10 protein-coding genes are annotated in these 15,159 nt (G+C 33.6%); 9 read left to right on the top strand and 1 reads right to left on the bottom strand.

The annotated features are described in order from the left end of the window. Positions 1–47: 47 nt before the first annotated feature. On the bottom strand, positions 48–6,122 hold the full coding sequence (locus tag AQ1685_RS03215) for an NACHT domain-containing protein (RefSeq protein WP_095069390.1): 6,075 nt from the start codon (positions 6,120–6,122) through the stop codon (positions 48–50). 632 nt (positions 6,123–6,754) lie between these two features. Here AQ1685_RS03215 and AQ1685_RS03210 point away from each other — a divergent pair. The 9 genes from AQ1685_RS03210 (at position 6,755) to AQ1685_RS03170 (ending at position 15,148) form a co-directional block, all read left to right on the top strand. Then, positions 6,755–7,060 (top strand): DUF4134 domain-containing protein, encoded by a 306-nt coding sequence (locus AQ1685_RS03210; RefSeq protein ID WP_095069388.1) that lies wholly within the window; start codon positions 6,755–6,757, stop codon positions 7,058–7,060. A 3-nt stretch (positions 7,061–7,063) separates the two neighbouring features. Further along, positions 7,064–7,390 (top strand): DUF4133 domain-containing protein, encoded by a 327-nt coding sequence (locus tag AQ1685_RS03205; RefSeq protein ID WP_095069386.1) that lies wholly within the window; start codon positions 7,064–7,066, stop codon positions 7,388–7,390. Beyond that, positions 7,387–9,882, top strand: a complete 2,496-nt coding sequence (locus AQ1685_RS03200; RefSeq protein ID WP_095069384.1) for a TraG family conjugative transposon ATPase — start codon at positions 7,387–7,389, stop codon at positions 9,880–9,882. The genes AQ1685_RS03205 and AQ1685_RS03200 overlap by 4 nt, the downstream gene beginning before the upstream one ends. Positions 9,883–9,943: 61 nt before the next feature. Continuing rightward, entirely contained in the window at positions 9,944–10,570 is a 627-nt protein-coding gene (locus tag AQ1685_RS03195) for a DUF4141 domain-containing protein (protein WP_162288549.1), read from the top strand. A 12-nt stretch (positions 10,571–10,582) separates the two neighbouring features. After that, the gene (traJ, locus tag AQ1685_RS03190) at positions 10,583–11,590 is read left to right on the top strand and encodes a conjugative transposon protein TraJ (protein ID WP_095069380.1); all 1,008 of its coding nucleotides are present in this window, start codon (positions 10,583–10,585) and stop codon (positions 11,588–11,590) included. Positions 11,591–11,603: 13 nt separating this feature from the next. Beyond that, positions 11,604–12,227: a conjugative transposon protein TraK gene (traK, locus tag AQ1685_RS03185; protein ID WP_095074988.1), complete on the top strand. Its 624-nt coding sequence runs from the start codon at positions 11,604–11,606 to the stop codon at positions 12,225–12,227. A gap of 182 nt (positions 12,228–12,409) precedes the next feature. After that, entirely contained in the window at positions 12,410–13,618 is a 1,209-nt protein-coding gene (gene traM / locus AQ1685_RS03180; RefSeq protein ID WP_095069379.1) for a conjugative transposon protein TraM, read from the top strand. Positions 13,619–13,667: 49 nt separating this feature from the next. After that, the gene (gene traN, locus AQ1685_RS03175; RefSeq protein ID WP_231970243.1) at positions 13,668–14,588 is read left to right on the top strand and encodes a conjugative transposon protein TraN; all 921 of its coding nucleotides are present in this window, start codon (positions 13,668–13,670) and stop codon (positions 14,586–14,588) included. 23 nt (positions 14,589–14,611) lie between these two features. Beyond that, positions 14,612–15,148, top strand: coding sequence for a conjugal transfer protein TraO (locus tag AQ1685_RS03170; protein WP_157730065.1), 537 nt, complete (start codon positions 14,612–14,614; stop codon positions 15,146–15,148). Positions 15,149–15,159: the final 11 nt, after the last annotated feature.

The raw sequence follows: 15,159 nt of genomic DNA, 5'->3' as shown, positions 1-15,159 counted from the left end.
TTAATTGTCAAAATTAAAAAAATGAATCCTTGTATTTGGATTCATTTTCAAATTCTTATCACATTAATTTCTTGACTATCCATTAATACTGAATCTTCATATTTAAACCTGGTTAATTTCTTTTGAAGGAATAAATTCTTCTCAACAGATCTAATCTGTTCTAGTCCATTTTCGGAAACTGTAACAAACCAGCCTTCTCCAACCTCTCCGTCCTTACGTGGTGTCATACTAGTATTTCCATTTGACCAATAAATCGATTCTGCCATTAATTCACCTTCAGAGTTTTTCCATGCAAATAGTTTAGTTGGTTCAGGCTCCCACCCCAGATATCTTGCCAAAACAGGGTTGATAGCAATCCATTTCGATTTTATATCAAATTGATCAAATCTATGATCCCTGATTACAACGATAAAATGTCCTCCACCTCTCATGTCATGATAGTTCCTACTCAATTGATGAAAAACAGAGCCAAAAATGTAATTGTCTTCTTCCTGCAACTCTTCATTAACAGCAATCTGATACATGTATTCTTCAGTAGGAGAACCCCAATCTAAATTTTTAACTTGATTGTATTCTGCTATGACTTTGAAATTGTCACCATAGGCTAATAGTGATTCTCTTAATCTTTCTGATTCACCTATTCGATCTAACCAATCATTGCCAACGCCTCCAAAATCTTTTTCTTTAATCGTCTGAATGAACTCAGGTTTGGCTATTTCCTCAAAAAACTGAACGGCATAATCATACGATATCAAAAGATTCTGAATTCTCTCTTTATTAATTGTTCCAGAATCTATTAATTCATTTGTGACGTGCATTATAGCTTTGCGAGCAGCGATTACCCTTGGCCTAGGGTAAGAGTATTTTAAGTATATTTCCTCCAAATGATTTCTTAGCTTCTTTTCATATTCAACCGTCCATTCCTCCTCTCTACCAATTTTTTTCATGATCGAATAGGCTCTACAAATAAGGTTAGGTTCATCAATGCCGGACTCATCTGATAAAATTTTGATTAAAAACTCAAACGGCCTTATCAGGTCTCGGGGATCATTAATATCAACTTCTGGGAAATAAGGGTCAATTTTTTTTTTAAAATCTGGCTTCCCATTTTCTGGAATATGTAAAGAGTATACTTTAGGTAATTCAATGTTTTTTAGAGTTGGAATTTCTTCCCCTATTGAGGTAAGTATGTCTATTGCATTTTTTCTTAATTGATAATCATTTGATAGAGCTAAACTACTGATCTTTGATTTAAGCGAATGAACTTTTGGAGAGTCGAGTTCAGATAATTTCATTATCACATCCACACATGAGTAATCATCTAAACAACCATTCTGTAACTGAGTCAGAGCATAATAATCATCTTGATTTATATATCTTGACAATAGCAGTAAAGATTTTTCCTTTACTAACGATACAGGGCTTTCTGCTAAATACACTAAGTAATCGACTAACGTTTCCATGATTGGTCGATTTAATGATGGGAGAATAGGTAAATCCGTAACCTGTTTACTATTCGACATCAATCTTTGCAGGTAACCATATATTTCAGGCCAAAGTTTTTCCTCATCATAGTTTTCTGTTAGAAGTGGAACAATGTCTTCAAGATGTTCGATATACGAACTTGTATAATTACAGCTTACAGTGTCATGGGCAAATACTTCAAATGCCTTATTAGATGAGATTACGGGATTGATTTGTTTCAGTGCATTAAATGCATTGATTCTTGTTCCTCCATCATAATATTTAACCCATCCTGATTCGCTTGAAAGCTCAATACTTTTATTGGCTAAACTAGTTGCCAGTTCAGTGTTTCTTATCCTTAAGGCGGCTTCACTTAGTTTGGCATAGAAGTCCGACTCTCTTCTTCCAATTCTTGCTAGTTTGGCAACTTCTTCAATTTGATTTGAAGTCAATAATGGAGTTATTTTTTCTATAACTTTTGACCAATTAAATAATGAATTCGCCTGATCTTCTTCTTGAATGATTTTTTTGAAATCATCAAAATTTGCAACTCGTTTTAGTACTTCACTTTCATCAATACTTTCATGATCTGTCTTTAAAGTCAATGTATTAGAAGAATTTGAAGAACTGCCTCTTTCGTTTTTTGCAGGTATATTAAATGATGAATAATAGTCTTCTACTTTTAGTCCTTTAGAGGTATAGAAGTCATCAATTTCAGAAAGTAAGTAATGTCTGGTTTCTTCGTAAGCTTTAATTTCTATTGCTGAAATTATGGTTTGTGTGTGCTCTATAAAAATATCTTCTTTTAAAATTTCATACCCTTTTTTTAAGATAGACCTGAGTAGAGAAGAATCGGCAGATTCAGCAAGAAGCAGATATAAATTACTATATAGTTGAACAATACTTTTGAACTCTTCCTGATTTTTTATTCTTATGACGAAATATTTGATAAAAAGGGTAATAGTATCTTTAAAATCAATTAGATCATTTTCTAATTGCCAGATTGTCTGTTCAAGACCGTCATTTAAATTATGCTCATAAGTTGCCTCTAATAGTTCTTCAGAAGCATTCCAATAAGCTCTTCCTTCTGTAGTTTCTTTAATATGGTTCAAATGGGACAAAAACCACTTTATCCTTTCGGAAGCTTTTGATGGGTCTTTGTGGTTTATTTTTCTTAACCATTTGATCCATGTACTAAATTGATAGTCTTTTCTATAACCTACTCCAATAGATTCTTGAATAGCTTGTTTGAGCCATTTTTCACCTTCCTCTAGCTTGCCTAAAATGAACCATACTTCTGAATGAGCCAAGCATTCTGTTATACGACCATCTATATCGTGATCTTCCAACATGAAATCTTCCAAGGATCTCAACTGTATTACTGCTTTTTCGGCATCGAAACCATTATTCAAGAGAGATTTGATGATTTTACGTTGGATACTTGAACTCCAATATTTTGGAGAATTTTGAAACTCGCCAAATAAATAATCTCCTAATAATTCTAGTTTTTCAGAGCCCAACTCAGATACTGCCGATATTAAAAAATCAAAATATTGCCCTTTTGCTTGTGTCAGCTTATACCAATAGTTATTTTTTTGTGATATTTCTTTGTAGTAAAACCGAACTATCGGAAATACTCTTTTAATAATATCACCAGACATTGAAGTTTGAAGAATTCCTTCCGCTAGAATTTGAGTAGTAATACATAACATTCGTTCAAACTCTACTATGACTTCTTCATCAGTACCTTTCTCAACAGATGGTATTGCAGACGTAATAGAAATACCATTCCCAGACAGGTTCAGTAATTTGTTAAGTTTGATTAATGGGAGGAAGGCGTCTAACGAATCATCATATCCCAACCGATCGTAACTACCCACATTAGAAGGTTGTTCAACTTCCTTAATCCAGCTATATGTTTCATTTAAGTCACGGGTGACTTTGTAAACTAAATCGGCAATGAATATTTTGCCAACAGGTTTTGTCTTCTCTTTAGTGAAATGAGAGATTAATAATGACAAATATTCATTCGCTCGACTATTATCTTTTAAGTCAAGGCATTGCTCAATAGCATATTTTATTAGTTGGAAAAGAGAATTCCTTCCTCTCGAAGACATATAATCTATTTTTTCTTTGACTTTATTGAAATCATCCCACTTATTTTGATCAACTAAACTATAACCAAGATTCGAGAGCAACCTTAGCTGTAAATCAGACTCTTTTTCTCCAAACCTGCTTTCTCTGATGCTATCTGAGAATTGAATTTTATTAATTATTGAGAAAATATTCTCAGTCGATTCAAAAAAAGGAGCTGTATAAATCCATTCTTCTAAAGAGTCCCTTATTTCTTTATATCTATGAGAATCATCAATGAGTATTCCTGTATCTGTAATGATTTCAGGATAGGCTAAATTGTATAAAATGGCTCCTTCAGATTTGTGTCCAAATTCTATAAACAAGCGACATGCTTTGAATGCATACGATTCGCTACAATGTAAGATGTTACCAGTTCTTAGATAATCTCTAGCTAAATCAAATTTATTTAAGAATAAGAGCTCTTCTGTAAATGATGCAGGATCAATATTGAATAACCTTCTTTCGATTTCGGCAAGTGAAAACAGATATCTTACCAGAGTATTGATGTCCTTTTTTTGTAGAGCTATTTCAACACCTAATTTGGCATCTTGCTTAATTTCTTCTGCTGGTCTGAAGTTAAGTAATTGTTCAGTAAAGCTATCTGGTGTAACAACTGAAACAAACCTATCAAATTGCTGTGCTTGAAATAGATGATTATTTTGTTTCCAATAGTTCTCAATCTCTGACTTTACATAATAATCAGCTAGCTGCTCATGATATTTGATATTACTGGTTGGGTCAAACTCTCCTGTTAAATAATTTAAAGAGGTATGATGAAGAAGGAATTGTTTAAACGAATTATGAAAGAAAGAAAGAGTCCTTTCAGTTTCATTAAACAGAAATCTGGCCTTTTCACGAAAGGACTTTAGTACACTTGGTTGGATCCCCCATTCCTGAATGAATTGAAGATTGATTGAATCATTAATTCTAGCAATTAATCCTAAGAATTGAATTTGGCTATCTTCTTTCTGAATAGGCTCCCATATTTTTCTATAGTAATTGTCAATACTACCATCAATAACTTCAAAAGACTCGATTGTATCATTAATTGAATCGGCCTTATTGATTTTTTCAACTAAGTAAGACAGGTATAATGGGTGTCCTTGTGATTTCTCAAATACTTGTAACTTTTGAGAACTGGTAAGTTGAAAGGGAGAATCGAGATTATCAATGTATTTATATACTTCCTCCTTTTTAAGTGAATCAATTTGAATAGTTCTATCTCCATTCTGAAATTCAGTTTTAATTTCCTGTTGAATGTCTTCAAATTCATAGGATTGGCTACCTAAAATGATGTAGACTCCATCAGGTAAAGTAGATGGTAAAGGAAGTTCTCGTAGGAAGCTATTTGCTGTTAATTTGTATTCCCTAGGAACATGATCTAGACCATCAATCAATATTATTGTCGGTTGGCCACTTGTCACAAAGTCCTCTCCAATTGCTCTTAATTGCTCACTGAATACCTCCTTTAGAAAAAGCAAGTCTTTATATGGAAGTATGTCTCTTTTATATATTCCAGCCTCCTTTAATTGAAAGACTAAATCAAAAAAAAGATGAGTGGCATTTCCCCTTTCATAAAAGTTTAGGTTTGAAGATGGATTAACAAAATCAAAGGCGTAGTACCTAACTATTCGTGTTTTTAGACCTTTCGACCATTGATTCAATAAAGTAGATTTACCAGAACCTGGCCCTCCCAGCAAAAATAAGTATCCATTTTTATGCTCTTGTAACTTTGAATTCAACAAGTCAATTGTCGATTGAATCGGTTGATATCTTTGTCTATCGACTATTAACTCGTGATTAAAAATTGTCTTGAATCTATTAGACCAACCTAATTCTTTAATAATTTCTTGTCGAGTAAATTCAACTACTCTTTCTGGGCTGGCAACTTTTTCAATTATAAATCGGCTGATCTGCTGAAGATCTTCGTCTTCTTTAGAATATTTAATATTTCCTACTCTAAACTGTTTTTGTTTATAGTTAGGTTGAAAATCAAAACAGTTGATAAATTCTTCAAATTCATTATGACTAAGTTTTGAATTCTTTTTGAATTCCTCAAAAACTGATTTCCACTTATCATCAATCGGTTGATTTGATTTTGTCTTTTTCCAAACTTCTGAAAAGAAGTCTTGAAATGAACCAATTTTAGTATCGCCTTCTTTCAAGCTGTCATGGGAGGAAAGGGCCTTGTTAGTGATTAAATGAGGAATTATTTTTTTGCCTGGGTTAACTGCTTTTAAACTCTTCCAACTAGAGGTTATAAGAGGTAACAAATCTGTAAAATTAACAAATGATATGTTTGCATCAGCAATAGTCCATTTTACTTGGTATGCATGAATTTCTGAATGAGTAGAATACTGTATATCATCTAGTTTTTCAGCCTTGGGGTCTGCTATTCGTATCCATTCAAGCTTTTTATTTATTAGATTCAAATAGACGAACCAAGCGAACTCATCAAATTGAGGCAAATAACCACCCATTGCTGCTCTTTCTCCACTTGCTGATATTATTTCTTTACTCATTTTTCATTTGAATATTATTGTAAGTCGAAAATTTATTAATAATATCTTCAACTATAGGGTTGTACTGAATTAATTCATTTTTTTCTTTCTTTATGATTTTCAGGATAATATAATAAATTAGTTCCCTTCGAATATGGAACTTTTTTATTAATAAAATCAAATAATTCATCAAGCTCACTTTCAATTCTCTTTATTTTTTTAATCCTATTTCTATAAGTTCTTTTCTTATCATTTTCTGCGAAATTCTAAAACATGAGTGTTAATGATCATTCAAAACTTTTAGCTTGTAAAGAAAAACTAATATAAATAATCTTATTTACTTCATATATACTATCTGTTAGTATATGAATAACACCCTTCAGAAACACTATTTTAAATATACAACCTTCTTCCAAACATGCATATTTAAAGCCAACTAAAGCCATATCTCTACTCTTTTAAAAAGGGCTGTATTCTCAAAATACATTCGTGTAAAACAAGCTAAAAACCAGCTTATCAAATACACACGAATGAAAGAAAAACGCTTTCTACAACAGCATTTTGAGTATGGATAATTTTTTACTGCCCATCACTTTTTCCTGAATCAAGTCAGGGATTTCTCAGTATTCAATTCATTAAAAAATTATCACATTATGAAAACTAAAATTTATAAAATAATCTTTAGTGTAGCCTCTTTTCTATTATTCGGAATAGGAGCACAAGCACAGAATGGTGTAGGCGGAATTAACCAAGCTACACAAATGGTCACTTCTTATTTTGATCCCGCTACAAAACTCATTTATGCTATTGGAGCAGTAGTTGGATTAATTGGTGGGGTTAAAGTGTATAACAAATTCTCATCAGGTGATCCTGATACCTCTAAAACAGCAGCTTCATGGTTTGGAGCATGTATTTTCTTAATTGTTTCTGCAACCATTTTACGCTCATTTTTCCTGTAGACTATGGCTAGCTTTCAAATTAATAAAGGCATAGGAAGAACCGTAGAGTTCAAAGGTCTAAAAGCCCAATATCTATTCATCTTCGCTGGTGGTTTATTGGGACTGTTTATTACCATAGTCATACTTTATATGATTGGTATAAACCAATATGTGTGCTTAATACTAGGGCTTATTAGTGCAGGAATTTTAATCTGGAAAACTTTTGAGCTAAATACGAAATATGGAGAACATGGATTAATGAAAATTTCGGCTCGTAAAAGGCATCCGAAATTTATTAGCCGTCATTACACGATACTGTCTCTTATCAACTTTCAAAATCAAAGCATATGAGACCAATAGCTAAACGTAGTCCATTTGCTGATAAATTTCCGATTTGGGCAGTAGAACATAATTGTATTTTAAGTAAGGATGCAGATATTACCATTGCTTTTAAAGTTACTTTACCTGAACTGTTTACCATTACAGCAAAAGAATATGAAGCGATCCATGCTGCATGGCATAAAGCCATTAAAGTATTACCAGATTTCAGCATTGTCCATAAACAGGATTGGTATCTAAAAGAAAACTATGAACCAGAGATTCAAAAAGATGATTTAAGTTTTTTGTCTCGAAGTTTTGAAAAGCATTTCAATGAGCGTCCTTTTTTAGCACATCATTGTTACGTCTATGTGACAAAAACTACCAAAGAGCGCATGCGTCGTCAAAGTAGTTTTTCTACACTCACTCGCAAGCATTTAATTTCAAAGGAGATTCAAGACAAAGAAGCTATGCTCAAATTTATAGAATCGGTAGATCAGTTTGAACGTATTATTAATGATTCTGGTTTTGTTAGCTTAGAGCGTTTAACGGATTCTGAAATTGTTGGATCAGCAACTAAAAAGGGGCTTTTAGAAGAATATTTATCGCTTACTTCTGAGCAAGATAATTTTACACTTCAAGATATTCATTTAGGAGTAGATGAGGTAAAAGTTGGGGATAAAATCCTATGCTTACATACACTATCAGATACTGAAAATTTACCCAATGAAGTAAGTACCGACAAACGTTTTGAACGATTATCTACAGACCGCAGTGATTGTCGATTATCTTTTGCTTCACCAGTGGGATTGCTATTGAACTGTAATCACATTTACAACCAATATATTTTTATTGATAACAGTGATGAGAACTTACGCAAGTTTGAAAAATCAGCACGTAATATGCACTCACTAGGCAAGTATAGCCGAAGTAATCAAATCAATAAAGAGTGGATTGAAAATTATTTGAATGAAGCACATTCCAAAGGACTAACCTCGGTACGATGCCATTGCAATGTATTGGCTTGGAGTGATGACCGAGCAGAATTAAGACAAATCAAAAATGATGTTGGTAGTCAGTTGGCTCTTATGGAGTGCCGTCCTCATCATAATACAATAGATACTGCAACATTATATTGGGCAGGTATGGCAGGCAATGCAGGTGACTTTCCTGCGGAAGAAAGCTTTTACACATTTATAGACCCTGCGTTATGTTTCTTTACACAAGAAACAAATTATCGCAATTCCTTATCTCCTTTCGGAATAAAAATGGTGGATAGATTAACAGGCAAGCCCATCCATTTAGATATTTCTGATTTACCAATGAAAAAAGGAATCATCACCAACCGAAACAAGTTCATTTTGGGTCCTTCGGGAAGTGGAAAATCTTTTTTCACAAATCATTTAATCCGCCAATATTACGAACAAGGAACACATGTGTTATTAGTAGATACAGGTAATAGTTATCAGGGATTATGTGAACTCGTTCGTCAAAAAACAGGAGGTAAAGATGGGGTCTATTTTACCTATACGGAAGAAAATCCTATTGCGTTTAATCCATTTTACACAGATGATAATGTGTTTGATATTGAAAAAAGGGAAAGTATCAAAACACTTATTATGACCTTGTGGAAGCGAGACGACGAACCCGCTTCACGTTCTGAGGAAGTAGCCTTATCAAATGCCGTAAACCTATTCATTAAAAAAATTCAAAAAGATAATACCACAGAAGTTTCTTTTAATGGGTTTTATGAATTTGCCAAAACAGACTACAAAACCATTTTAGAGGAGAAATCAGTACGAGAAAAAGACTTCGATTTAGCCAACTTCCTAAATGTATTAGAGCCTTATTACAAAGGTGGAGAATATGATTATTTACTTAATTCTACAGAAGAGCTAGACTTATTAACTAAGCGATTTATTGTATTTGAAATAGATGCCATTAAGGATCATAAAATCCTATTTCCCATAGTGACCATCATCATTATGGAGGTATTTATTAATAAGATGCGACGACTCACAGGAATTCGCAAACTAATATTAATTGAAGAAGCATGGAAAGCCATTGCCAAAGAAGGCATGGCGGAGTACATCAAGTATCTATTTAAAACTGTACGAAAGTTTTTTGGAGAAGCTATTGTAGTTACTCAGGAAGTAGATGATATTATTCAATCTCCTATTGTTAAAGAATCCATTATTAATAATTCAGATTGTAAGATACTTCTTGACCAGCGTAAGTACATGAACAAGTTCGATGGTATTCAAGAAATGTTGGGACTTACCGAAAAAGAGAAAGCACAGATTTTATCCATAAACCTAAACAACCATCCAAGCCGATTATACAAAGAAGTTTGGATTGGATTAGGCGGAACACAGTCGGCTGTTTATGCTACCGAAGTAAGTGCAGAGGAATACTTGACCTACACTACTGAAGAAACTGAAAAAATGAAGGTCTTAGAACTTGCTAAAACCAAAGGAGGAGATATCGAATCTGCAATTAAGCAATTGGCAGAACAACGAAGATAATCTTATCAAAACCTCATGTAAAAGAGGTAAAAAGTAACATTAATTTTTAAAAATATACATCATGAAAAAATACATATTCAGCATATTGTGTATGATCAGTTTTTATACTACTACACAAGCACAATGGGTGGTTACCGACCCTACTAATTTGGCGCAAGGGATTGCCAATACAGCACAGCAAATTGTACAAACTTCCACCACCGCTACCAACATGATAAACAATTTCAAAGAAACGGTAAAAATCTATGAGCAAGGGAAAAAGTATTATGACAAACTAAAGCGTGTAAACAATTTGGTTAAAGATGCTCGAAGGGTACAACAAGCAGTTCTTATGGTTGGAGAAATTTCAGATATCTACGTAAATAATTTTCAAAAAATGATTAATGATGAAAATTACGCCCCTCAAGAACTCTCTGCTATTGCATTTGGATACTCTAAGCTATTGGAAGAAAGTGGCAGCTTAGTAAAAGAGCTAAAAAAGATTATAAATCCTTCAACCCTATCCATGAATGATAAGGAGCGTATGGATATTATAGATCGTATCTACAAAGAAATTAAAGCCAATAGAGATTTAGTGAATTACTATACCCGAAAGAATATTGGAGTTAGTTATTTGAGAGCAAAGGAAAAAGGCAATACGAAACGTGTATTGGCTTTATATGGAACAGCTAACGAACGTAATTGGTAAAATCTAACAGTTATGTATTTAATTGCTGATTTCGACAATCTACATCAAGTATTACGAAGTTTATACGACGAGATGATGCCTTTGTGTAGTAATATGATAGGTGTTGCAAAAGCTATCGCTGGTTTGGGAGCATTGTTCTATGTTTCTGCAAGGGTATGGCAATCATTAGCAAGAGCAGAACCTATTGATGTATATCCTATGCTACGTCCTTTTGCTATAGGAATGTGTATCCTCTTTTTCCCATCTATAGTGCTTGGAACAATTAATAGTGTCCTCAGTCCTGTGGTCAAGGGAACAGCGACAATTTTAGAAACGCAGACTTTTGATATGCAATCTTATCAAGCGCAAAAAGATAGGCTTGAACGGGAAGCCTTACTTAGAAATCCTGAAACCGCTTATTTAATCAGTAACGAAGAGTTTGACAAAAAACTGGAATCGCTAGGTTGGTCGCCTTCAGACTTAGCTACTATGGCTGGAATGCATGTGGAAAAAGGGATGTATAAACTTGAAAAAAGCATGAGAGATGCATTTCGTTCCTTATTGGAACTTATTTTTCAAGCGGCTGCTTTAATTATTGATACCATCCGTACATTCTTCCTTATTGTACTCTCTATTCTTGGTCCAATAGCTTTTGCGCTTTCAATTTGGGATGGTTTTCAATCTACACTTACTGCATGGCTTAACCGCTACATCAGTGTGTACTTCTGGTTACCTGTAGCCAATTTGTTTGGAGCCATGCTTGGCAAAATTCAAGTACTAATGCTTACCAAAGATATTGAAGCACTATCTAACCCTAACTATATCCCTGATGGCTCAAATACAATTTATACGGTTTTCATGCTTATCGGAATCATTGGCTATTTCACGATTCCAACGGTAGCAAATTGGGTTATTCAAGCTGGTGGAATGGGGAACTACAATAGAAATATAAATCAATCTTCTAAGAAAGCAGGGAATTTAGCTGGAGCTACAGCAGGGGCTACTTCTGGAAATATTCGAGGACGATTAAAAATAAAATAAGATGAAACAACATATAGAATTTAAAACCTTAACTACTGTAGAAAGTAGTTTTAAGAAAATCCGTTTATTAAGTATTCTCTTTATTGTTTTGTGTACAGCAATCGTAGGTTACAGCATATTTAGTTCCTACCGATTTGCCGAAGCACAACGTGAAAAAATTTATGTATTAGACAAAGGAAAGTCTTTGATGTTAGCATTATCTCAAGATGCATCCTTAAATAGACCTGTGGAAGCTAGAGAGCATATGCGTAGGTTTCATGAACTATTTTTCACACTTGCTCCCGATAATAAAGCCATTGAATCCAATATCAAAAGAGCCTTATTCATGGCAGACAAAAGTGCTTTTGATTATTACAAAGACCTTTCTGAAAAAGGGTATTACAATCGTATCATCTCTGGAAATATTCATCAGCGTATTGTAGTGGATAGCATTCAAACCAATTTTAATACCTATCCCTATGAAATGGTATTGCATGCCAAGCAATGGATCATAAGAGCAAGTAACAAAACAGAACGAAGTTTAGTAACTACTTGCCAACTCGTCAATTCTGTTCGCTCAGACAACAACCCTCAAGGTTTTACTATCGAAGGCTTTAGAATATTAGTGAATACTGATATCCAAACTATCAAGCGATGAGTTTATTGTTCCTACAAAGAATAGCAAAATGGTTTCGAAACCAATGTGAAAGTTTAACAAATCGACAAGCCAAAGTGCTACTATGGATACTTTTTATAAGCTATATCCTACTCACTTTGGTAGTGGTTATAACCACATTCTCATAAAGTGGTCTATGACTCTAATTTTTAAATCAAAATAATATGAAACAAAATTCAAATAACAACAAAAAGCAACCTATACAACTGCAAGAAAAGCATAAAAAAATACTGGTTTACTCAGGGCTTTCCTTCTTATTTATGGGAGTAATGTATCTATTGTTCGCTACTGGTAGTAGCGATAAAAAAGCATTAATCAATGAAAATCATGGAATGAATATTTCTATTCCAGAAGCAGCGCATACAGGACTACTAGATGATAAGCAGTCAGCTTATGAGAAGCAGCAACTAGAAGAAGAACAAGCTCGTAAAAAACTAGAAATGGCGACACTTTCAGATCTATTTCAAAATACTTCAGATACTCTTGAAAATAAATCTAATGCCTTCAAATCATCTAATAGTGCTATTGGTTCTTCTGTTACTGCCTATAAAAGTATGCATCAAACCTTAGATAATTTTTATATGAAAGATGATACTGAAACCAAAGCTTTACAGGAAGAAATAGAGTCATTAAAAAAGCAACTAAATGCCAGAGACAATCCTATTAATAATGAAGATCGTCAGTTGGCTTTGATGGAAAAGTCTTATCAAATGGCAGCAAAATATTTACCTACAAATGCGCAAGGAATGACTGTATCTCCTTTGAGTGGAAGCACAAAAAAACGCCATGTAAAGTCAGTACAGCAATATAAAGAGCGTATCGTGTCAAGTTTACAAGAAAGTAATTGGGGTAACGGGCAATTATTTTCAACTCCTGTAGGAACTACACCGCAAATAAGGCGTAATACTATCAAGGCTTGTATACATCAAACTATGGAAATTACTAAAGGAATCGATGTACCTATTCGGCTCTTAGAACCTATACAAGTAGCCAATATAGTTGTCCCTACACAAACTATACTAATCGCTACACCGAAATTGGAAGGGAATCGTTTGCAACTTTCTATTGCTTCCATACAGTACAAAGGGGTGTTAGTTCCTGTAGCACTTAATGTATATGCTTTGGACGGAAAAGAAGGAATTTCTGTTCCTGGCACATTAGAGCAAAATGCTGTCAAAGAAGTATTAACAAGTTTAGGTAATGCATCAGGGAATAGTTTCACACTTAATAATTCGGCATCTGAGCAGCTCTTAACCGATTTAGGAAGAGGGGCTATCCAAGGCACTTCTAATTATCTAAAAAACAAAATTCAACAAACCAAAATTACCATTAAAGCAGGACATGATGTTCTATTGCTTTCTGAAGTACAATAATTTTTTATTAATCGATACTGCTTACACAGTATCACAAATTTCAAATCGTATGAAACATTTAATTTTAGCAAGTATCATCTTCACAATGATATATAGCAGTTTAACCGCACAAGAAAAAGCATCTAATGACCTGTTCAAAGGATTGAGCCAACCTTTTTCTTACCAAGAAATGATTGTTCCTTTTGGACTAGAAGTTAGTTTTCATAAAACCTCACATTTATTATTCAAATCTCCAATTCGCTATGTTGACTTAGGTAGTAATAATATTATTGCAGGAAAAGCAAAACAAGCAGAAAATGTACTGCGTATCAAAGCCAACAAAGAATATTTTGATACCGAAACAAGTCTTACAGTCATTTGTGCGGATGGGAGTTTCTATGCTTTTAATGTGAAATATGTTGATGAACCAGAGAAACTCAATATTGACATGAATGAAGTAGTATTAAAAGATGCCCAAGTACAACCCAATAAACAAACTGTATTTTTTGAGGAATTAGGCAATGAATCTCCTCGTTGGGTAGATTTAGTAATGCGCACTATTTATAATAATAATGACACCCATATCCGTCATATTGGGGCAAAAAAAGCACGAATTCAATTTCGATTAAAAGGTTTGTATGTAGAAAAAGGCTTGCTGTATTTCCACACAGAACTAAAAAATCGTTCTAAAACACCCTTTGAGATCGACTTCATCAGTTTTAAAATAATAGATAAAAAACTTTTGAAGCAAACAGCCATTCAAGAAGTACCCCTTTCTCCAGTCCGTGTTTTTCATTCAATGGATAAGGTGGATAAAAAAAGTAAGGAACGTACCATATTTTGTTTGGGCAAAATAACCTTACCTAATGATAAATTGCTAGAAGTAAGTGTGTTTGAAAAGAATGGTGGAAGGCATCAAACTTTCCTATTAGAAAGTAAAGATTGGGATAAAGCTCGTACTATTGAAAATTTACAGTTGAGATGGAAATAAGGTTCATAATTGTAATAGGACTTATGCTACTTATAAGTCCTATTCATGCACAACGTCTTTTAGGAGGTGAAACGGCTATACAACTATCGGGTGCAATTCCTACAAACTCAACGGATGCTATATCAGAAAATTTTAGTTTTCAGTTAGGGGTAATTACTAACACAAAAAAAGGGAATTACTGGAAGTTTGAATCGGCGTATCAGCGAAAAACTTTTGATTATAAAAACCAAAAATTACCCTACGAGTTTTACAATGGGAACATTGGATACTTTTTACAAACTTTTAGTAATTATCAAAAGAATTTTTTAGTGTATACAGGAATCTCAGGTATAGCTGGCTACGAAGTATTTAATAACGACACCTCATTATTACAAGATGGAGCAACGCTTAACAACCGTTCTGGATTTGTTTACGGAGGAAAAGCAACACTTTCAATTGAAACCTATCTATCAAACCGTTGGGTACTATTTGCTTTTTCTGAAGTAAACTATATCCCAAAAAGTGAATTAGCACAATGGCAATCACAGTTCGGGATAGGAACACGCATATTTATAAATTAAAATTCAAAATA

Source organism: Tenacibaculum jejuense (genome assembly GCF_900198195.1).
GTDB lineage: Bacteria > Bacteroidota > Bacteroidia > Flavobacteriales > Flavobacteriaceae > Polaribacter > Polaribacter jejuensis.
Note: the sequence above shows the minus strand (reverse complement) of the source record. Positions and strands in the feature narration are given on the sequence as shown.

What these genes read in the sequence shown, in the direction of transcription:
- AQ1685_RS03205 (WP_095069386.1), top strand. Translation starts at nt 7,064, where the DNA reads ATGGCTAGCTTTCAAATTAATAAAGGCATAGGAAGAACCGTAGAGTTC.
- traJ (WP_095069380.1), top strand. Translation starts at nt 10,583, where the DNA reads ATGTATTTAATTGCTGATTTCGACAATCTACATCAAGTATTACGAAGT.
- AQ1685_RS03210 (WP_095069388.1), top strand. Translation starts at nt 6,755, where the DNA reads ATGAAAACTAAAATTTATAAAATAATCTTTAGTGTAGCCTCTTTTCTA.
- AQ1685_RS03170 (WP_157730065.1), top strand. Translation starts at nt 14,612, where the DNA reads ATGCTACTTATAAGTCCTATTCATGCACAACGTCTTTTAGGAGGTGAA.
- AQ1685_RS03200 (WP_095069384.1), top strand. Translation starts at nt 7,387, where the DNA reads ATGAGACCAATAGCTAAACGTAGTCCATTTGCTGATAAATTTCCGATT.
- AQ1685_RS03195 (WP_162288549.1), top strand. Translation starts at nt 9,944, where the DNA reads ATGAAAAAATACATATTCAGCATATTGTGTATGATCAGTTTTTATACT.
- traM (WP_095069379.1), top strand. Translation starts at nt 12,410, where the DNA reads ATGAAACAAAATTCAAATAACAACAAAAAGCAACCTATACAACTGCAA.
- AQ1685_RS03215 (WP_095069390.1), bottom strand. Translation starts at nt 6,122, where the DNA reads ATGAGTAAAGAAATAATATCAGCAAGTGGAGAAAGAGCAGCAATGGGT.
- traN (WP_231970243.1), top strand. Translation starts at nt 13,668, where the DNA reads ATGAAACATTTAATTTTAGCAAGTATCATCTTCACAATGATATATAGC.